The following is a 20,651-nucleotide window of genomic DNA, read 5'->3' as shown; positions in this document are numbered from 1 at the left end:
GTCAAAATAGGCCAAGTTGCCCTGTCACTAGTGTAGCAAAATCATCGTCGATGAAGGGCAAAATTCCGTCGGCAACCGGCTGAAGCTGACGCGTCAGATAGTGTTCATAATCCAGAGGCGAGTGCTGATAATCCACCGGTTCCGGACCGTTTATCGTCCAGACGTATTTGATGGTTCCCCGATTCTGATACTGCGGCGCGCGGCCACGGCGGACGTTTTCTTCGTCCGCGAGGCGCGCGGCGCGAACGTGCGGAGGAACGTTGCGCTGGTACTCCGCGAGCGGGCGGCGCAGGCGTTTGCGATACACCAGCTGCGCGTCAAGTTCGCCTGCCATCAGGCTGGCGATCGTCTCGCGCACGTAGTCCTGATACGGCTCATTGCGAAATACCCGCAGATAGAGCGTTTGCTGGAACTGCTGGGCCAGCGGCGTCCAGTCGGTACGCACTGTCTCGAGCCCTTTAAAGACCATCCGCTGCGCGTCGCCTTCCTGAATCAGCCCGGCATAGCGCTTCTTGCTGCCCTGATCGGTACCGCGGATGGTGGGCATTAAGAAGCGGGCAAAATGGGTTTCAAATTCCAGCTCCAGCGCGCTGGTTAAGCGCGCTTTCTGCAGATGTTCCTGCCACCAGTCGTTCACGAAGGCAACCAGCGCTTTGCCGATTTGCGCGGCATCGTCTTCGGAATGCGCGCCCTTAAGCCATACAAAGGTGGAGTCCGTGTCGCCGTAGATGACGTCATAGCCCCGGGATTCAATCAGCGCTTTAGTCTGACGCATGATCTCGTGCCCACGCATGGTGATCGACGACGCCAGCCGCGGGTCGAAGAAGCGACAGGCGCTGGTGCCCAGCACCCCGTAGAAGGCGTTCATGATGATTTTCAGCGCCTGAGAAAGGGGCTTGTTGCCGTGGCGCTTGGCCTCATCGCGGCCGTGCCAGATGTTGCCCACGATGTCGGGCAGGCAGTGTTTTTCCCGCGAAAAACGGGCGCCGAGGAAACCGTCGGTGCTGTGGGCGTCGTCCGGCTGCGCCATGCCTTCTACCAGCCCGACGGGATCGATCAGGAAGGTGCGGATAATCGACGGGTAGAGGCTTTTGTAGTCCAGCACCAGAACCGAGTCATACAGGCCAGGCCGGGAGTCCATCACGTAGCCGCCGGGGCTGGCCTGCGGTGGCACGTCTCCGAGGTTGGGCGCAACATAGCCCGCACGGTGCATTCGTGGGAAATAGAGGTGGCTAAAGGCCGCCACGGAGCCGCCGTGCCTGTCGACCGCAAGGCCGTTTACCGTCGCGCGCTCCAGCAGGAAGGGCATGATCTCGGTTTTGTGGAAAATCCGCGTGACCAGCTCACAGTCTTTCAGGTTATAGGTGGCGAGCGCGGGCTTGTCTTCGTTAAAGCGCCGGTCGATCTCGTCCATTCTGTCCCAGGGGTTGTCGATGGATTTGCCTTCGCCAAGCAGCTCCTGCGCCACCGCTTCGAGGGCGAATGACGAGAAGTTCCAGAAGGCGGACTTGAGCGCCTCGATGCCGTCGATAATCAGGCGGCCGTTCGCCTGTGCGAAGAAAACGCCGTTCTTAAAACCGTGTTCGCGCCACTCAAGCTCGCTGTTGCCGCGCCCGAGCATCAGCGGGATGCGGTAACGCTCGGCGTGTTTTTGCAGCACGCGCAGGTCGAACTGCACCACATTCCAGCCGATCAGAACGTCGGGATCGAAGTCGGCAAACCACTGGTTGAGCTTCTCCAGCAGCTGCGGCCGGCTGGTAACATACTCAAGCCGGAAATCCAGCGCGGAGGCATCACCATTCGGTGGCCCAAGCATATAGACAACCCGATCGCCGCAGCCTTCAAGTCCTATACAGTACAGTTCGCCGTGACGGGTGGTTTCGATATCCAGGGAGACCCACTTCAGCGGCGGGCGGTAATGCGGGTTCGGCTTTAGCCGCGCGTTGATGAGACCGCCATTTTGCGGAGAACCATCGACCCAGACGGGCGCGGTAATAAACCGCTCCATCAGAAAGCGTTCCGGTGGGCGGATATCCGCTTCGTAGAGCGTCACGCCTGCTTCACGGAGCAGTTTTTCATAGCGCATCAGCTGACGATGGGCGCGACAGTAGAGGCCGTGAACCGGCTGACGGTGGAAATCTTTCAGTTCAAGCGGGGTAATGCGCCAGCCGTTTTCACCGCGCAGCAGCTGCTTCACTTTTTCGACGTGCGCTTCAGGAATAAACGCCACGGACTCCTGCGGCGGCAGCGTCACCTGCAGCGGGCCGTTGTCCGTTGCCAGCCAGAATTCAACCTCGGTGCCCTGAGGCGTATCCCGCCAGTGTCGGGTCAGTAAAAAGCCTTCTTGCGCCTGCGCCACGCCGTTATCCCATAAAACAAAACCAGGCCTGATTATAGCCTGGTTAAGATTTTAATGCTGGGTTTATATACAGTTTACTGCCCGTAGTAGGCCTTCGCGCCGTGCTTGCGCAGATAATGCTTATCCAGCAGGGTTTGCTGCATATCCGGCAGCTGCGGCGCCAGCTGTCGACAGAAGATCCCCATATAGGCGATCTCTTCAAGCACGATGGCGTTATGCACCGCGTCTTCTGCGTTTTTACCCCAGGCGAACGGGCCGTGGGAGTGCACCAGCACGCCGGGCATTTGCGCCGCGTCGATACCCTGTTTTTCAAAGGTTTCGACGATCACGTTCCCGGTTTCCCATTCGTACTCACCGTTAATCTCCGCATCGGTCATCAGACGCGTACAGGGAATGGTGCCGTAAAAGTAGTCCGCGTGGGTGGTGCCGGTCGCCGGGATGGACTGGCCCGCCTGCGCCCAGATGGTGGCATGGCGTGAATGGGTATGCACGATACCGCCGATGGTTGGGAATGAGCGGTACAGCAACCGGTGGGTTGGCGTATCGGAGGAGGGCTTTTTGTTCCCTTCCACCACTTCACCCGTTTCGATGCTGACCACCACCATATCGTCCGCCGTCATCACCGCGTAATCGACGCCGGAAGGCTTGATCACAAACACGCCTTTATCGCGGTCAACGGCGCTGACGTTGCCCCAGGTCAGGGTGACCAGATTATGTTTCGGCAGCGCCAGGTTGGCTTCGAGCACCTGGCGTTTGAGCTCTTCTAACATTGTTGTCTCCAGTGCCGGATGGCGCTTCGCTTATCCGGCCTACAGAACCGTAGGCCCGGTAAACGCGGTGCCACCGGGCATTCAGGGCTTAGCGTTTTGAACCGTAATAGACTTCGTTCCAGCGCAGCGCGTCTTTGAAGGCGGGCAGGCGGGTATCGTTATCAATGACGGTCAGCTCGATATCATGCAGCTCGGCGAACTGACGCATGTCGTTCAGATCCAGCGCGTGGCTGAAGACGGTATGGTGCGCGCCGCCGGCCAGGATCCAGGCTTCTGACGCGGTCGGCAGATCCGGCTGTGCTTTCCACAGGGCGTTGGCGACCGGCAGTTTCGGCAGGGAGTGTGGCGTTTCAACCGCATCGACGCAGTTCACCAGCAGGCGGAAACGATCGCCCAGATCGATCAGGCTGGCGTTGATGGCCGGGCCCGTGCGGGTGTTGAAGATCAGACGCGCCGGATCGGCTTTACCGCCGATGCCGAGGTACTGCACGTCGAGGATCGGTTTTTCCTCTACCGCGATGGAAGGACACACTTCCAGCATGTGCGAGCCGAGCACCAGGTCATTGCCGTTTTCGAAGTGGTAGGTGTAGTCCTCCATAAAGGAGGTGCCGCCCTGCAGACCGGTCGACATCACCTTCATGATGCGAAGCAGAGCGGCAGTTTTCCAGTCGCCTTCGCCTGCAAAGCCGTAGCCCTGCTGCATCAGACGCTGTACCGCCAGGCCCGGCAGCTGTTTCAGGCCGTGGAGGTCTTCAAAAGTGGTAGTAAAAGCGTGGAAGCCACCCTGTTCCAGGAAGCGCTTCATGCCCAACTCAATGCGCGCCGCGTCCAGCACGTTCTGGCGCTTGTCGCCGTTGATTTGTGCCGCAGGCGTCAGGCGGTAGCGGCTTTCGTACTCGTCCACCAGCGCGCTCACGTCGCCATCGCTGATGTCATTCACCACCTGCACCAGATCGCCCACGGCCCAGGTATTCACTGAGAAGCCGAACTTGATCTGCGCGGCGACTTTATCGCCGTCTGTGACCGCCACTTCACGCATGTTGTCGCCGAAACGCACCACTTTCAGGTGGCGGGTATCCTGCTTAGAGACCGCCTGACGCATCCAGGCGCCGATACGCTGTTGCGCCTTGCCATCCTGCCAGTGGCCGGTGACCACCGCGTGCTGCTGACGCATACGCGCGCCGATGAAGCCGAACTCGCGGCCGCCGTGTGCGGTCTGGTTCAGGTTCATAAAGTCCATGTCGATGCTGTCCCACGGCAGGGAGGCGTTGAACTGGGTATGGAACTGCAGCAGCGGTTTGTTGAGGATAGACAGGCCGTTGATCCACATTTTTGCCGGTGAGAAGGTGTGCAACCACACCACCAGACCGGCGCATTTATCGTCGTAGTTGGCGTCGCGGCAGATGTGGGTGATTTCGTCCGGCGTCGTGCCCAGCGGTTTCAGCACCAGTTTGCACGGCAGTTTGGCTTCCGCGTTCAGCGCGTTAACGACGTGCTCCGCGTGTTTCGTTACCTGCTGCAGCGCTTCCGGTCCGTAAAGATGCTGGCTGCCAATCACAAACCACACTTCATAGTTATTAAAAATGGTCATCATCGTGTCCTTAATGGGTCAGGGTTGCCGTAGTGTCCGCGGTGCTTTTGGCCGGGGCGGCGACAGGGAGATAGTGAAGTTCGGCGCTTTTTGCCCATTGCTGGTAGCGCTGATAAAGCTGTTCAAAGCGTTGTGCCTGCTGGGTACGCGGCTGAAGGGTGTTTTCGACGGCACTCGCCATATGCTGCTGCGCGGTGGGGATATCCGCATGGACGCCAGCGGCTACGGCGGCGAAAATTGCCGCCCCCAGCGCGCAGCACTGATCGGAGGCCACAATCTGGAGCGGACGGTTCAGCACGTCGCAGCAGGCCTGCATGATCACCGGGTTTTTACGGGCGATGCCGCCCAGCGCCATCACGTTATTCACGTCGATGCCCTGCTCGGTGAAGCACTCCATAATCGCGCGGGCGCCGAAGGCGGTGGCGGCAATCAGACCGCCGAACAGCGCAGGCGCGTCGGTCGCCAGGTTGAGGTCGGTAATCACCCCTTTCAGGCGCTGGTTGGCAAACGGCGTGCGGCGGCCGTTAAACCAGTCCAGCACCACCGGGAGGTGGTCGAGAGACGGATTTTTAGCCCAGGCGTCGGTAAGCTGCGGCAGGAGCTGCTTTTTGCTCTCGGCGATCTGGGTTTTCAGTTCAGGATGTGACGCCGCCAGCCGATCCAGCGGCCAGCCGAGCACGCGGCCAAACCAGGCGTAAATATCGCCAAACGCGGACTGACCGGCTTCGAGGCCGATAAAGTCTGGCACCACGCTGCCGTCAACCTGGCCGCAGATGCCTTTTACCGCGCGGTCGCCTACGGTGGCTTTATCTGCCGTCAGGATGTCGCAGGTGGAGGTGCCGATCACTTTTACCAGCGTGTTTGGCTGTGCGCCCGCGCCCACGGCGCCCATATGGCAGTCAAACGCGCCGCCGGAGATAGCTACGTTCTGCGGCAGGCCGAGACGCGTCGCCCACTCTTCGCAGAGGGTGCCGACGGGAATATCGGCGGTGAAGGTGTCGGTAAACAGCGGGTATGACAGGCTCTTGTTAATGATCGGGTCGAGCTCATCAAAGAACGCGGCCGGAGGCAGACCGCCCCAGCTTTCATGCCACAGGGATTTATGCCCGGCGCTGCAGCGGCCGCGGCGGATATCCTGCGGGCGCGTGGTGCCGGAGAGCAGGGCGGGAACCCAGTCGCATAGCTCAATCCATGACGCCGCTGCCTGTGCGACAGACGCGTCCGCGCGGGTGACGTGCAGGATCTTGGCCCAGAACCACTCGCTGGAGTAAATCCCGCCGATATACCGTGAGTAGTCGGTTTTGCCCGGCTGATGGCATAAGCGGGTGATGGCTTCGGCCTCTTCCACGGCGGTATGGTCTTTCCACAGCACGAACATGGCGTTCGGGTTGTCGGCAAACTCAGGACGCAGCGCCAGCACGCGGCCTTCGGCATCCACAGGGGCAGGCGTAGAGCCGGTGCTGTCGACGCCAATCCCCACAACATCGGCCCGCTGGGCGTCGGTCAGGTCTGCCAGAACGGTTTTGATCGCCGCTTCCATCGACTCGATGTAGTCCCGCGGGTGGTGACGGAACTGGTTGTTTGGCGCATCGCAGTAGCGCCCCTCTTGCCAGCGCGGATACCACTCAACGCTGGTTGCTATCTCCTGGCCGGACGTACAGTCCACTGCCAGCGCGCGAACTGAATCGCTGCCAAAATCGAGGCCAATCGCAATTGCCATGGTGTTGCTCCATCGAAAAAACAGGTATGGAAGAACATTAGAGACTGGGGACAAAAGTCGTCAGGCAGGATCCGCTAATCTTATGGACTAAATTGCTGTTACAACGGAAAGTGTGACGCTGTGCAAATATTCAATGTGGACATTTCTGCCGCACTTATAGACACTTTTGTTACTGGTTATCTGCCTGCTCTGGCGGAGAAATCAGGGGGAAAGGCTGAAACATGGCGGACGTAAAAGCGGCGTGATGCTTTTTGGATCTTTTCGCGGGCCATTTTTAACCTGCATTTAGTGATATGGACAATTGGTTTCCTTCAGGACCCTTGGGAGAACTGAATCTATGGCCGAAACGCAGAACGATCCCCTGCTGCCGGGATACTCCTTTAACGCGCACCTTGTGGCGGGGCTGACCCCTATCGAGGCTGAGGGATATCTCGACTTTTACGTCGACCGACCGCTCGGGATGAAAGGGTATATCCTCAACCTGACCGTGCGGGGGGAAGGGATCATCAAGAACGGTGACCAGCATTTCGTCTGCCGCCCGGGGGATATCCTGCTGTTCCCGCCGGGGGAGATCCACCACTATGGCCGTCATCCAGATGCCAAAGAGTGGTATCACCAGTGGGTCTACTTCCGTCCGCGCGCCTACTGGCAGGAGTGGCTTTCCTGGCCGGCTATTTTTGCACACACCGGGTTTTATCGCCCGGATGAGGTGCATCTGGCGCAGTTTCGCGAGCTTTTTGCGCAGATTATCGAGGCGGGGCAGGCTGGTGGACGCTATGCCGAACTGCTGGCGATAAACCTCCTTGAACAGCTGTTGCTGCGGCGGATGGAGGCGATTAACGCGTCGCTTAACCCGCCGCTGGATAACCGCGTGCGCGACGCCTGCCAGTACATCAGCGACCACCTGGCCGATAGCCAGTTTGATATCGCCAGCGTTGCCCAGCACGTCTGCCTGTCGCCGTCGCGGCTGTCGCACCTGTTCCGCCAGCAGCTTGGCGTCAGCGTACTGAGCTGGCGCGAGGATCAGCGCATCAGCCAGGCGAAGCTGCTGCTCAGCACCACCCGGATGCCCATCGCCACCGTGGGGCGCAACGTGGGCTTTGAGGATCAGCTCTATTTCTCCCGCGTATTTAAAAAATGCACCGGTGCCAGCCCCAGTGAATTTCGCGCGGGATGTGAATAAACGGTAAAAAAAGATAAACAAACAGGTGAATGCGGAAAGCTACCTGTAAACTATTCAGACAATTGTTGCCTTGACGCGGTGCGGGGCGCTAAGCAGAATCGCTGATTCGTTTTCTGACCGGAATAGTTATGCAGGCATTGCTAGAACACTTTATTACCCAGTCCGTTATGTACTCGCTCATCGCTGTGGCGCTGGTGGCGTTTCTGGAATCGCTGGCGCTTGTCGGGTTAATCCTGCCCGGCACCGTGATGATGGCGGGGCTTGGGGCGCTGATCGGCAGCGGTGAGGTCAATTTCTGGCAGGCATGGCTGGCCGGGATTATCGGCTGTCTGCTGGGGGACTGGATCTCCTTCTGGCTGGGCTGGCGCTTTAAGAAGCCGTTGCACCGCTGGTCGTTCATGAAAAAGAACAAAGCGTTGCTCGATAAAACCGAGCATGCGCTGCACCAGCACAGCATGTTTACCATCCTCGTGGGCCGCTTTGTTGGGCCAACGCGTCCGCTGGTGCCGATGGTGGCCGGGATGCTGGATCTGCCCGTCGCGAAATTTGTGGTGCCGAACATCATCGGCTGCGTCTTTTGGCCGCCGTTCTATTTCCTGCCGGGGATCCTGGCGGGCGCGGCCATCGATATTCCTGACGGTATGCAAAGCGGTGAGTTCAAGTGGCTGCTGCTGGGCACGGCGGTCCTGCTGTGGCTGGCGGTCTGGCTCTGCTGGCGCCTGTGGCGCAGCGCGAAAGCGAGCGTCGATCGCCTGACGCGCTATCTTCCGCGCTCTCGTCTTTTGTGGCTGGCCCCGCTGACGCTGGGTGTGGCCGTGGTGGCGCTTGTGGCGCTGATTCGCCACCCGCTGATGCCGGTGTACGGTGAGATCCTGTTGAAAGTTGTGAGCCGTTAAGCGCCGGGCGGCACTGCGTTTGCCCGGCCTACGGTTTTATACCCAATAATCCAGAAGCGCTTTCTTTTCCGCTCATTAATGCTTCTGTTGCTCCATCCCACAAAATGCGTCCCTCCGCGATCACCACCGATCGCGGCGCAATCCGTGCGGCATCTTCGATACTGTGCGACACCATCAGCATCGTCAGCTGCTGGCGCTGACAGACGTCCTTCACCAGCGCCAGCATCTCCTGACGCAGCGCGGGATCGAGCGCCGAGAACGGCTCATCCAGCAGCAGCAGCGGCTGCTCGCGCACCAGACAACGCGCCAGCGCCACGCGCTGACGCTGGCCGCCGGAGAGCTCGCCCGGCAGCCTGTCGATGAATTCAGCGATCCCCATCTGTGCGGCAATCACTTCAAGTTTTTCGCGTTGGGCATCGTTCAGCCTGAGCCCCGGATGCATTCCCAGCGCGATGTTTTGCCGCACCGTCAGATGGGTAAACAGGTTGTTTTCCTGAAACAGCATCGACACAGGACGTTTAGCCGGAGGGGCGTCGGTGAAATCACGATTATCGATGGCTATCGACCCGCTGGCAGGTTGCAGAAAACCAGCGATCAAATTGAGCAAGGTGCTTTTCCCGGCACCGCTTGGGCCAAGCACCGCAATCCGCTCGCCCTGCTGAACGGAGAGCGTAAAGCGCATCGGCAGATGCTGATAGAGCCAGGTTACATCAGTCAGTTTTAACATCACGCCCCGGGAGTTTTTCGATAACGGTAAATAAGGCAAAGCACAGCAGCAGCAGTAACAGCGCGGTGACCGCGCCGTCCTGACTGCGGTAAGAGCCGATTTGCTGATAAAGCCAGTACGGCAGCGTGCGGAAATCGTCATTACCGAACAGCGCCACGACCCCAAAGTCTCCAATGGAGAGCACGCAGGCAAACGCCAGCGCCTGAGCAAGCGGACGTTTTAGCGCGCGCAGTTCCACAACCTTCAGCCGCTGCCAGCCCTGCATGCCCAGCGACTGACACAGCAAACCGTAGCGGCTGTTGACGTCGCGCATCGGGTTTTCCAGCACCTTAAGCGCGTAGGGGATGGCCATTAAGGCGTTAGTGAAAATCACAATGCCATCGGCCCTTTCCGGCAGGCCGAGGGTGCTGTTGAACAGTAAAAAGAAGCCCGTTGCCAGCACGATACCCGGCATCGCCAGTATCAGCATGCCCGTCAGTTCCAGCATTTGTCCGGCTTTTTGCGCCTGGCGGGCGTAGAGCTCACGGCTGCTCCACAGCAGCATCATGGTCAGCATAACGCACAGCAATCCGGCAGCCAGCGCTATGCGTACCGAGGTCCAGGTCGCCTGCCAGAGAACGGGCTGTTGCAGGACGGACATAAGATTGAGGTTCAGGCCGTCAACGATAACGGCCAGCAGCGGCGGCAGCAACAGCAGCAGCGCCAGCGCGATCAGGATAACATCGCTGATGCGGCTGTGCGGGCTGTCCTGCGGATCGCGCCAGCCGGTTATTTGATGACTACCTGCGGGAACGGCTTTACTCAGCCGCTGGCTCAACAGCACCAGCACCAGACAGCACGCCATCTGGACTATCGCCAGCAGCGCGGCGCGACCGGGATCGTAGTCGTAACTCAGCGCCTGGTAAATCGCCAGCTCAATGGTGGTGGCCTGCGGCCCGCCGCCAAGTGACAGCACGGTGGCAAAGCTGGCAAAGCAGAGCATAAAGATTAATGCCGCCACGGGCGGGAGCTGGCGGCGCAGCCACGGCCATTCGACAAAACGGAAAAACGACCAGCCGCGCATGCCGAGCTGGGCGGCAATCTGCCGCTGCTCGCCGGGAATGTTCTCCAGCGCCTGCAAAAAGAGGCGCGTTGCCATCGGCATATTGAAAAACACGTGCGCCAGCAGAATGCCCTGCAGTCCGTAAGGCGAGAATGACCACTCAATACCAAGCTGGCCGAACAGCGAGGCCAGCCAGCCCTGGCGACCGTAAACGCTCAGAATACCAAATACCGCTACCAGCACGGGCAGGATCAGCGTCATGGCGCACAGGCGCAGCAGGGCCTGCCTGCCAGGGAAACGCCGCCGATAGAGCGCGCGTGCAAGAAAAATAGCCGGGATCGCCGACAGCAGGGCAGAAAGAGACGCCTGCCAGAAGGAGAACCGGATAACGTGCCAGAGGTAGCTGTCGTGCCAGAGGGCGAGCAGGTCGCTCTCCGGTGCGTTAAACCACAGCGCAAGAAAGGCTCCCAGACTGACCGCCACCATCACGACGGCGGCAAGCAATCCGGGGAGTAACCAGCCGGGAATTAACGGCTGACGGCGCGTTGCCATTCACTTACCCATGCGGCACGCTGCGCGGCGACCTGCTGCGGCGTAAACTCCAGCGAGGTTTTCGGCTTGGTCAGCTGCTCAAAACCAGTGGGCAGCGCAACGCTGGTGACCGGATACATCCAGTTGCCCGCTGGAATGGCGTTCTGGAATGCCGGTGAAACCATAAACTTCAGGAACTTCTCGGCCAGTTCCGGCTGTTTGCTGGCGGCGGTACGCGCGGCCACTTCCACCTGCAGATAGTGCCCTTCCGCAAAATCAGCCGCAGCATAGTTGTCTTTCTTCTCGGCGATAATGTGGTAGGCCGGGGAGGTGGTGTAGCTCAGCACCAGATCGCTTTCACCTTTCAGGAACAGGCCATAGGCTTCGCTCCAGCCTTTGGTCACGGTGACGGTTTTGGCGGCCAGCTTCTGCCACGCTTCCGGCGCCTTATCGCCGTAGACTTTCTGCATCCACAGCAGCAGGCCCAGGCCCGGCGTGCTGGTCCGCGGATCTTCGTAAATCACGCGCCACTTCTGGTCGCTTTCCACCAGCTCTTTCAGGCTCTTCGGCGGGTTTTTCAGCTTGTTTTTATCGTAGACGAAAGCAAAGTAGCCGTAGTCGAACGGCACAAAGGTGTCGTTCTTCCAGCCGCCCGGCACGTTAACGGCCTCTGCCGCGACGCCGCTTTTGGCAAAGAGTTTGGTTTGCGAGGCGGCTTCAAGCAGGTTGTTATCCAGTCCGAGTACCACGTCGGCCTTGCTGTTTTTGCCTTCCATGCGCAGGCGGTTGAGCAGCGAAACGCCATCTTCCAGCGCCACGAACTTCAGCTCGCAGTTGCAGTCGGCTTCAAAGGCTTTTTTGACAACCGGGCCAGGGCCCCAGTCGGCGGAGAAGGAGTCGTAGGTGTAGACCGTCAGAACGGGCTTGGCTAAAGCGGGCAGCGCGAACAGCGCCAGCAGGGGGAGAACTTTTTTTAACACTTTGCACCTCAGGGTTGAGTGGCAAAGGATTTTGAGCGACAGCCTCAAATCCCTTCGCCGGCGTTATCCGGATCAGGTTCGACGGGTATTATCTCAGCGCACATCTGTGATGCAGCACCCCGTTGAGAACGGCGCTATTGTAATGATTTGGTGAATATTACGAAAGCGTTATGGCTCCGGGGGCGCAAACCAGGCGGATTTAAAATCAAACCAGCCCAGGGTGTTCATCCGCAGGCCGCGCATGCTGCGCTGGCCCTGGATCATCAGCCAGTGGTGGATCAGCGGGACGATCGCCTGCTCGGCCAGCAGCTGCTGGCACCATACGGCAAGATTCATCTCGCCCGCACGCCACAGGGCGGCATCCTGCTGCCAGTCCCGGTCGATGCAGTGCTGGATCAGCGGGACTTCATACAAATGCGAGAAGAGGGAAAAATCGAGCGGCAGGGTGAAGTTGGCGCTGTTCAGCCAGATATCGCTGGCGATTTCCCCCTGATGCCATTCGTCATAGTCCACTTCCCTGATGTCCAGCCTGACCCCCTCCGCTGCCAGCAGGCGGGTCATGATCCTGGCGATAAAACGATGCTCAACATGATCGCGGTAGTAGGTCAGGGTGATGGACTCCAGACCTGCGGGCTTGTCGCAGCGCGTTGGTCGGGCATGGTGCCAGCGCGGAAGCAGGCCGTACGCCGGGAACCAGTATGTCTGGTACTGCTCTTCCGCATGGTAGATAAGATTGGAAGGAGACAGCACGTGGCTGATCCACTTGCGGACAGCCGGGTTTGCCCCACGGTGGGTGCGGCGGTCAAAGAGGAGATAGTAGCAGCCCTCCTCCAGGCGGCTCTCCACGGCCTTTTCTCCGGTGGTGGGGCCTTCAAGCGTCAGCCCGCAGCTCAGGTCTTCATTGAGATCCGGTAATACCCACACGTTCACTTCGTCGATCAGCGCCCGATAGCCAAAGTAGTCATCGAACGCGCGGATTTTCAGCTGGTTGCTGTTATTGCGGGAGACGGAGTAGGGCCCGGTGCCAATCGGCAGGCTGGCAAAATTGTTCAAGGATTCCCACTCGGCAGGCAAAATCATCGACGGCACATAGCCCAGCAGCCAGGGAAGCCACTTGTCCTGCTGCGCCAGCTCGATATCCAGCGTCCAGGCCGTGGGGGAGTGGATGCGCGAAATATGCGAGTAGAGCGGCAGCCTGCGGGCGCGTTCCAGAGAGGCGATGACGTCGTGCATCTCCAGTTCGCGACCGTGGTGAAAGTGGATGCCGGGGCGTAAGAAGAAGCGCCAGTGGCGCGGGGAAAGCTGCTGCCAGTGGTGCGCGATATCCGCCTCCAGTTCCCCGTTTTCCTCATTTATCCGCGTCAGGCCGCTGAAGATTTGTCGGGCCATGTGGGTTTCAGAACGCCGTAACGCCGTGCCGGGCAACAGATTTTTCATCGGACGGTAGTAGAGCACCCGCAGAATGTGTCGGCCCTGACGAAAACTGCGTCCGAGATGGGAGACCAGCATCTGGCGCACGGCGGCCTTGTCGCCCACCAGCTGGACCAGCTGATCGATACGGTCCTGCTCGAGCAGGTCTTCTGCACGCTGCTGCTGCAATGCCAGCCCGGTGTAGAGAAAGGTCAGCCGCGAGCGTTTCCCGCGTCCCGCCTCCGCTTCCCAGCTTAACCACCCCTGCTGCTGCATGGTATTGAGCAGCGTGCGCATATGGCGGCGGGAACAGCTAAGCAGGTCAGCCAGCTCGTTGAGCGTGGTTTCCTGCGATTGCCCCTCGCAGCACTGCCAGAGGCGGATAAATTGTTGCTGCAGACGACCGGAAGGCATAAAAGAGGAACTCCTGACAAAAAATCAGCAATTTATTAATCCCTATATTAGGCCAATAATGCATCCCGATGAAGCGAGGAGGTAAATGATGAAGAGGTCTACCGCACGTCAGTTTTATCAGCAGTACTTTTCAGCGACAAAAGGATCGTCCTGGCTGGCCCGCCCGTGTGCAGAGCAACGGCTGAAAATGTTAGAAGAACTGATGCAGTGGGACGTTACGAAACCGGCCTCTTCTCGCTGACTCGCCTCGATCATGTGTGACTGAGTATTGGTGCTAATCACCCGCCAGCAAAATGTTTTTGCTGGCTTTTTTCGTTTATTCTTTCACCCAATTTCGATTCGCTTTCACAAGGACTTGCGCATGCTGTGGTTGATGACGATGGGGCGACGCCTGAACGGCGTGTATGCCGCTTTTATGCTGGTGGCCTTTATGATGGGCGTGGCGGGAGCGCTGCAGGCGCCGACGCTGAGCCTGTTTCTCAGCCGCGAGGTGGGGGCACAGCCGTTCTGGGTGGGGCTGTTTTATACCGTCAACGCGATTGCCGGGATCCTGGTCAGCCTCGCGCTGGCGAAGCGATCGGACAGCCAGGGCGATCGCCGCAGGCTGATCCTCTTTTGCTGCGCCATGGCCGTGGGCAACGCGCTGCTCTTTGCCTTTAACCGCCATTACCTGACGCTCATTACCTGCGGCGTGCTGCTGGCCTCTCTTGCGAACACCGCCATGCCGCAGCTGTTCGCGCTGGCCCGTGAATACGCGGATAGCTCGGCGCGGGAAGTGGTGATGTTCAGCTCGGTGATGCGTGCCCAGCTCTCGCTGGCGTGGGTCATTGGCCCGCCGCTGGCCTTCATGCTGGCGTTGAACTACGGCTTTACCGCGATGTTCTCCATCGCGGCCGGGATTTTTGTCATCAGCCTGGCGCTGATTGCCTTCGCACTGCCGTCCGTGGCGCGCGTCGAACAGACAGCGGATAAACCGCTCACCCAGGTGAGCGGCTGGCAGGACAAAAACGTCCGCATGCTGTTTATTGCCTCCACGCTGATGTGGACCTGCAACACCATGTACATCATCGACATGCCGCTGTGGATCAGCAGCGATCTGGGCTTACCGGACAAGCTCGCGGGGATCTTAATGGGCACCGCTGCCGGGCTGGAAATTCCGGCGATGATTCTGGCGGGCTATTACGTTAAGCGCTTTGGGAAGCGTCGGATGATGATCGTCGCCGTGGCGGCCGGGGTGCTGTTCTACGCGGGGCTGATCCTTTTCCATTCGCGTGAAGCGCTGCTTGCGCTGCAGCTGTTTAATGCTGTGTTTATTGGCATCGTTGCCGGGATCGGCATGCTCTGGTTCCAGGATTTAATGCCGGGCCGCGCCGGGTCGGCGACCACGCTTTTTACCAACAGTATTTCGACCGGAGTGATCCTGGCGGGGGTGATTCAGGGGGCGCTGGCGCAAAGTTACGGGCATGGCTCAGTTTACTGGATGATTGCCGCGATTTCGGTGGTTACGCTTGGGCTGACTTGCCGGGTTAAGGATGTCTGATTCTGGAAGGCGGCTTCACGAAACAAATCAATGGCCCGCTTTTTGCGGGCCATTGTCTTTAGCCCATAAACGCAGGCTGTTTTTTCTCGTACGCGGAGATGGCGTCTTCGTGCTGGAGAGTTAAACCAATGCTGTCCAGACCGTTCAGCATGCAGTGGCGACGGAAGGCATCAATGCTGAAGCTGTAGGTTTTATCCCCGGCTTTCACCACTTCCCCTTCCAGATCCACTTCAAACGACATGCCCGGATTTGCCTTAATCAGCGCGAACAATTCATCGACCTGTTCGTCGCTCAGCGTCACCGGCAGCAGCTGGTTGTTGAAGCTGTTGCCATAAAAGATATCCGCGAAGCTGGGGGCAATGACCACCTTAAAGCCGTAGTCTGTCAACGCCCAGGGGGCGTGTTCACGCGACGAGCCGCAGCCAAAATTTTCCCGCGCCAGCAGGATGGATGCGCCTTTGTACTCCGGGAAGTTCAGAACGAAATCCGGATTAGGCACCTCGCCTTTATCGTCCAGGAAACGCCAGTCGTTGAACAGGTGCGCGCCAAAGCCGGTGCGGGTCACCTTCTGCAAAAACTGCTTAGGAATGATCGCGTCCGTATCAACGTTAGCGGCGTCCAGCGGGACAACACGGCCCGTATGTTGGGTAAATTTCTCTGCCATGATTGTCTCCTTATTTCAGGCTGCGAATGTCGGCGAAATGACCGGTGACTGCCGCAGCGGCGGCCATTGCCGGGCTGACCAGATGGGTGCGCCCACCGCGGCCCTGACGGCCTTCAAAGTTACGGTTGCTGGTGGAGGCACAGCGCTCACCCGGATTCAGGCGATCGTTGTTCATGGCCAGACACATGGAACAGCCTGGCAGGCGCCACTCGAAGCCTGCTTCGATAAAGATCTTATCCAGACCTTCGGCTTCCGCCTGGGCTTTCACCGGACCGGAGCCTGGCACCACCAGCGCCTGCACGCCCGGCGCGACTTTACGGCCTTTGGCGATCTCTGCCGCCGCACGCAAATCTTCGATACGGGAGTTGGTGCAGGAGCCGATAAACACTTTATCAATGGTCACGTCGGTCAACGGCACGCCGGGCTTCAACCCCATATAGGCCAGCGCTTTTTCCGCACTGGCGCGCTCGACCGGATCGGCGAAGGAAGCCGGATCGGGAATGGCGTCGTTGACGGAAATCACCTGACCCGGGTTGGTCCCCCAGGTCACCTGAGGGGCAATCTCTTCTGCCTGCAGCGTGACAACGGTATCAAACGTTGCCCCGTCGTCGGTTTTCAGGGTTTTCCAGTAGGCTACCGCGTCGTCAAAATCCTGCCCTTTCGGCGCGTGCAGACGGCCCTTCACATAGTTAAAGGTCGTTTCATCTGGCGCGACCAGCCCGGCTTTGGCACCCATCTCAATGGCCATGTTGCACAGGGTCATGCGACCCTCCATGCTCAGCGCCTGAATAGCGTCGCCGCAGAACTCAACGACGTGGCCGGTACCGCCTGCGCTGCCGGTTTTACCGATAATCGCCAGCACGATATCTTTCGCGGTGATGCCAGGTGCTGCTTTGCCCTTCACTTCAATCTTCATCGTTTTGGCGCGACCCTGCTTCAGGGTCTGCGTCGCCAGCACGTGTTCCACCTCGGAAGTGCCAATCCCGAACGCCAGGGCGCCAAACGCGCCGTGGGTTGCGGTATGGGAGTCACCGCAGACGATGGTCATGCCCGGCAGGGTAATCCCCTGCTCAGGGCCCATGACGTGGACGATGCCCTGATACGGATGGTTCAGGTCGTACAGCTCAACGCCAAATTCATTGCAGTTCTTAATCAGCTCCTGCATCTGGATACGCGCCATCTCACCCGAGGCGTTAATGTCTTTAGTCTGGGTGGAAACGTTGTGATCCATCGTCGCGAAGGTTTTACCCGGCTGGCGCACTGGACGCTTGTGCGCGCGGAGGCCGTCAAATGCCTGGGGAGAGGTCACCTCGTGTACCAGATGTCTGTCGATATACAGCAGTGGGGTTTCGTTTGGTGCTTCGTAGACAACGTGCGCATCAAACAACTTTTCATATAACGTCTTAGCCATGATTACACCCCTTCAGCGACATAGCGGGCAATAATGTCGCCCATTTCATCGGTACTGACTGCCGCCGTGCCGCGTGCTAAATCACCGGTACGAACGCCTTCTTCTAACGCCCGGTTAATGGCGTTTTCAATTGCGGTTGCTGCATCGCCTGCATCCAGGCTGTAGCGCAGCAGCAGGGCCAGAGAGAGGATCTGCGCAATCGGGTTAGCGATGTTTTTGCCGGCGATATCCGGTGCGGAGCCGCCCGCAGGCTCGTACAGGCCGAAGCCTTCTTCATTCAGGCTGGCGGATGGCAGCATGCCCATCGAGCCGGTGATCATCGCGCACTCGTCAGAGAGAATATCGCCGAACAGGTTGGAGCACAGCAGCACGTCAAACTGGGACGGATCCTTAATCAGCTGCATGGTCGCGTTGTCGATGTACATGTGCGACAGCGCAACGTCCGGGAACTGTTTAGCGACTTCACTGACGATCTCGCGCCACAAAATGGAAGACTGCAGCACGTTCGCTTTATCAATCGAGGTCACCTTATGGCGGCGTTTGCGCGCCGACTCAAACGCGATATGGGCGATACGTTCAATTTCGAAGCGGTGATACACCTCGGTATCGAACGCTTTTTCATGCTGACCGCTGCCTTCGCGCCCCTTTGGCTGACCGAAATAGATCCCACCGGTCAGTTCACGTACGCACAGAATGTCGAAACCGTTGGCGGCGATATCGGCGCGCAGCGGGCAAAACTCTTCCAGACCCTGGTACAGCTTCGCCGGACGCAGGTTACTGAACAGTTTGAAATGTTTACGCAGCGGCAGCAGCGCGCCGCGCTCTGGCTGCTCTGCTGGCGGCAGGTGTTCCCATTTTGGACCACCGACGGAACCAAACAGCACGGCATCGGCATTTTCACAGCCTTCCACGGTCGCTTTTGGCAGTGGCGTACCGTGGTTATCAATCGCAATACCGCCCACATCGTAGTGGCTGGTGGTGATTTTCATCGCAAAACGCGCGCGAACGGCTTCCAGTACTTTCAGCGCCTGTGCCATCACTTCCGGGCCAATACCGTCGCCCGGTAACACAGCAATATGGTAATTCTTCGACATTACACGGTTTCCTTGTTGTTCTCTTTATTCTGAGCTTTGCGTTGCAACTCTTTTTCGACTTCGGCGGCGCGCCAGATGTTATTCAGCACATGCACCATCGCTTTCGCGGAGGATTCAACGATATCGGTCGCCAGACCCACGCCATGGAAGCGGCGGCCATTGTGGGTCACAACAATGTCGACCTGGCCCAGTGCATCTTTGCCGTGGCCCTTGGCCGTCAGGTCATATTTGACCAGCTCAACGTCGTACTCGGTAACGCGGTTGATGGCCTGGTAAATCGCATCGACAGGTCCATTACCGTTAGCTGCCTCTGCTTTAATTTCATCTCCGCAGGCCAGCTTGACCGAGGCGGTGGCGATGTCGCTGGAGCCGGACTGCACGTTGAAGTAATCCAGACGGAAGTGCTCTGGCTCTTCCTGCTGTTTGTTAATAAAGGCCAGCGCTTCCAGGTCATAGTCGAACACCTGCCCTTTTTTGTCGGCCAGCTTCAGGAACGCGTCATACAGCTGATCCATGTTGTAATCGCTGTCCTTATAACCCATCTCTTCCATGCGGTGCTTCACTGCCGCGCGACCGGAACGGGAGGTCAGGTTCAACTGGACCTGGTTCAGGCCGATGGATTCCGGGGTCATAATTTCGTAGTTTTCACGGTTCTTCAGCACGCCATCCTGATGAATACCGGAGGAGTGCGCGAAGGCGCCAGTGCCGACAATCGCTTTGTTGGCCGGAATAGGCATGTTGCAAATCTGGCTGACGGTCTGGCTGGTGCGCCAGATCTCGTTGTGATTGATGCGGGTGTGCACGTCCATGATGTCCTTGCGCACTTTGATCGCCATGATCACTTCTTCCAGCGAACAGTTGCCCGCACGTTCACCGATACCGTTCATCGCGCCTTCTACCTGACGCGCGCCAGCGTGGACGGCGGCGATAGCATTACCCACGGCCAGACCCAAATCATCGTGGGTGTGGACGGAGATAATCGCTTTATCAATGTTTGGAACGCGGTCATACAGGCCGGTGATGATGTTGGCGAACTCAAACGGCATGGTGTAGCCGACGGTGTCCGGGATGTTGATGGTTTTGGCACCCGCGTTAATGGCAGCTTCCACGACGCGCGCCAAATCGTCGATTGGCGTGCGGCCTGCATCTTCACAGGAGAATTCAACGTCATCGGTGTAATTACGTGCGCGTTTCACCATATACACCGCGCGCTCAATCACCTCATCCAGCGTGCTGCGCAGCTTGGTGGCGATGTGCATAGGTGAGGTGGCAATAAAGGTGTGAATACGGAACGCTTCGGCCACTTTCAGCGACTCAGCCGCGACGTCGATATCTTTTTCAACACAGCGTGCCAGACCGCACACGCGGCTGTTTTTAATGGTGCGGGCGATAGTCTGGACGGATTCGAAATCACCCGGAGACGAGACCGGGAAACCCACCTCCATCACGTCGACACCCATACGTTCGAGAGCCAGCGCGATCTGCAGTTTCTCTTTTACACTCAGGCTTGCCTGTAATGCCTGTTCACCGTCACGTAAAGTAGTATCGAAAATAATGACTTGCTGGCTCATGGGTTAGGTCCTTGTCAGTCTTAGGGCGCCTTGCTACGAGCATAAAAAAACCCGCGCAGTGGCGCGGGTTTTTAGTCTTACTGGTGACGATTCAACGCTGAATTTCGCCCGCCAGTCTACCGCGCACAGTGGATGCGTTTAGTAGTAGTAGACCGGTGAAACGAATGGTGCGAATCATGAATCGTGCTCCGTTAAATTCAATATGCTTTTAGTGGTACTGGATACGCCAGTTGATGTCAACCCCTGATGATAAAAACGGGCCCGACGGGCGTAATCAGCAGGATAATTACTTTAGCTAATTGTGCTGGTTTTGGCTTTTACGACCCGACTAATTGTCTAATTTTGGACTGAAGAAAACAGTTGCAGAAACAAATAAATATAATTGTTTCAAATGAGTGACGCGCGTTACTGAGAATGTTCTGTACGTAAAGGGTTTTAATATCATTAAGTTATAATTATGGTGAATCTATTGCGCTTCGCTGAAAAACGAAAAGAGATAACATGTTATTAACTAACTGCAGAGCGGTGGCGATAACAGTTTAATAATACTTAAGTCATCATTAACCTGGCGGTCATTGTGTATTTGTTTGGTTTATGGTTTCATTTGAATCCTAAAGTCAAACATATCATTTGCGCTATTTTCTTTTCGTTTATATAGCGTCTTTATATATTCTGAATTTTAAATAATTCTCTTTCGCTGATCGTATTTGCATGATAAATCATATTTTTCGAGATGATTAGCGTACGT

General features: G+C 58.0%; 17 protein-coding genes and 1 riboswitch. Of the genes, 4 read left to right on the top strand and 13 right to left on the bottom strand.

Annotated features, from left to right (window positions below; all coding sequences use genetic code 11):
• Position 1: 1 nt before the first annotated feature.
• From polB to araB, 4 genes are all read right to left on the bottom strand, one after another.
• Positions 2-2,359 carry a DNA polymerase II gene (gene polB, locus B498_RS07835; protein WP_008502012.1) on the bottom strand — a complete coding sequence of 786 codons (2,358 nt, stop codon included), beginning with the start codon at positions 2,357-2,359 and terminating at the stop codon, positions 2-4.
• A 74-nt stretch (positions 2,360-2,433) separates the two neighbouring features.
• Positions 2,434-3,129, bottom strand: a complete 696-nt coding sequence (gene araD / locus B498_RS07840; RefSeq protein ID WP_008502011.1) for an L-ribulose-5-phosphate 4-epimerase — start codon at positions 3,127-3,129, stop codon at positions 2,434-2,436.
• 88 nt (positions 3,130-3,217) lie between these two features.
• Entirely contained in the window at positions 3,218-4,720 is a 1,503-nt protein-coding gene (gene araA / locus B498_RS07845) for an L-arabinose isomerase (RefSeq protein WP_008502010.1), read from the bottom strand.
• Between the two features lie 10 nt (positions 4,721-4,730).
• Positions 4,731-6,440, bottom strand: coding sequence for a ribulokinase (gene araB, locus B498_RS07850; protein WP_008502009.1), 1,710 nt, complete (start codon positions 6,438-6,440; stop codon positions 4,731-4,733).
• A 337-nt stretch (positions 6,441-6,777) separates the two neighbouring features.
• On the opposite strand from araB, the gene araC reads away from it, so the two are divergent.
• Positions 6,778-7,623 (top strand): arabinose operon transcriptional regulator AraC, encoded by an 846-nt coding sequence (gene araC / locus B498_RS07855; RefSeq protein ID WP_008502008.1) that lies wholly within the window; start codon positions 6,778-6,780, stop codon positions 7,621-7,623.
• Between the two features lie 128 nt (positions 7,624-7,751).
• Positions 7,752-8,519, top strand: a complete 768-nt coding sequence (locus B498_RS07860) for a DedA family protein (RefSeq protein ID WP_008502007.1) — start codon at positions 7,752-7,754, stop codon at positions 8,517-8,519.
• Positions 8,520-8,547: 28 nt separating this feature from the next.
• Here B498_RS07860 and thiQ read toward each other — a convergent pair whose 3' ends face one another.
• From thiQ to sgrR, 4 genes are all read right to left on the bottom strand, one after another.
• Positions 8,548-9,246, bottom strand: coding sequence for a thiamine ABC transporter ATP-binding protein ThiQ (gene thiQ / locus B498_RS07865; RefSeq protein WP_008502006.1), 699 nt, complete (start codon positions 9,244-9,246; stop codon positions 8,548-8,550).
• A complete protein-coding gene (gene thiP / locus B498_RS07870; protein WP_008502005.1) occupies positions 9,230-10,840 on the bottom strand; it encodes a thiamine/thiamine pyrophosphate ABC transporter permease ThiP in 1,611 nt (536 codons plus the stop codon). Before thiP ends, thiQ begins: the two co-directional genes overlap by 17 nt.
• Entirely contained in the window at positions 10,816-11,799 is a 984-nt protein-coding gene (thiB, locus tag B498_RS07875; RefSeq protein ID WP_008502004.1) for a thiamine ABC transporter substrate binding subunit, read from the bottom strand. Before thiB ends, thiP begins: the two co-directional genes overlap by 25 nt.
• Before the next feature lie 31 nt (positions 11,800-11,830).
• Positions 11,831-11,931, bottom strand: a riboswitch (TPP riboswitch).
• Positions 11,932-11,967: 36 nt separating this feature from the next.
• The gene (gene sgrR / locus B498_RS07880) at positions 11,968-13,623 is read right to left on the bottom strand and encodes an HTH-type transcriptional regulator SgrR (RefSeq protein ID WP_008502003.1); all 1,656 of its coding nucleotides are present in this window, start codon (positions 13,621-13,623) and stop codon (positions 11,968-11,970) included.
• Between the two features lie 88 nt (positions 13,624-13,711).
• On the opposite strand from sgrR, the gene sgrT reads away from it, so the two are divergent.
• Positions 13,712-13,864, top strand: a complete 153-nt coding sequence (gene sgrT, locus B498_RS07885; RefSeq protein ID WP_008502002.1) for a glucose uptake inhibitor SgrT — start codon at positions 13,712-13,714, stop codon at positions 13,862-13,864.
• A gap of 120 nt (positions 13,865-13,984) precedes the next feature.
• Positions 13,985-15,163: a sugar efflux transporter gene (locus B498_RS07890; protein WP_008502001.1), complete on the top strand. Its 1,179-nt coding sequence runs from the start codon at positions 13,985-13,987 to the stop codon at positions 15,161-15,163.
• 58 nt (positions 15,164-15,221) lie between these two features.
• Here the strand turns inward: B498_RS07890 and leuD are convergent, their stop codons facing one another.
• The 5 genes from leuD to leuL form a co-directional block, all read right to left on the bottom strand.
• Positions 15,222-15,827, bottom strand: a complete 606-nt coding sequence (leuD, locus tag B498_RS07895; RefSeq protein WP_008502000.1) for a 3-isopropylmalate dehydratase small subunit — start codon at positions 15,825-15,827, stop codon at positions 15,222-15,224.
• 10 nt (positions 15,828-15,837) lie between these two features.
• Positions 15,838-17,238, bottom strand: coding sequence for a 3-isopropylmalate dehydratase large subunit (gene leuC, locus B498_RS07900; RefSeq protein WP_008501999.1), 1,401 nt, complete (start codon positions 17,236-17,238; stop codon positions 15,838-15,840).
• Between the two features lie 2 nt (positions 17,239-17,240).
• The gene (leuB, locus tag B498_RS07905; RefSeq protein ID WP_008501998.1) at positions 17,241-18,332 is read right to left on the bottom strand and encodes a 3-isopropylmalate dehydrogenase; all 1,092 of its coding nucleotides are present in this window, start codon (positions 18,330-18,332) and stop codon (positions 17,241-17,243) included.
• Positions 18,332-19,903, bottom strand: coding sequence for a 2-isopropylmalate synthase (leuA, locus tag B498_RS07910; RefSeq protein ID WP_008501997.1), 1,572 nt, complete (start codon positions 19,901-19,903; stop codon positions 18,332-18,334). Before leuA ends, leuB begins: the two co-directional genes overlap by 1 nt.
• Before the next feature lie 91 nt (positions 19,904-19,994).
• Complete coding sequence (leuL, locus tag B498_RS23515; RefSeq protein WP_071530973.1) at positions 19,995-20,081, bottom strand: leu operon leader peptide; 87 nt, start codon at positions 20,079-20,081, stop codon at positions 19,995-19,997.
• Positions 20,082-20,651: the final 570 nt, after the last annotated feature.

This window comes from Enterobacter sp. SST3 (genome assembly GCF_000286655.1).
In the GTDB taxonomy this organism is placed as follows: Bacteria; Pseudomonadota; Gammaproteobacteria; order Enterobacterales; family Enterobacteriaceae; genus Enterobacter; species Enterobacter roggenkampii.
The sequence above is the reverse complement of the archived record's forward strand: the minus strand, read 5'-3'. Positions and strand labels throughout refer to the sequence as shown.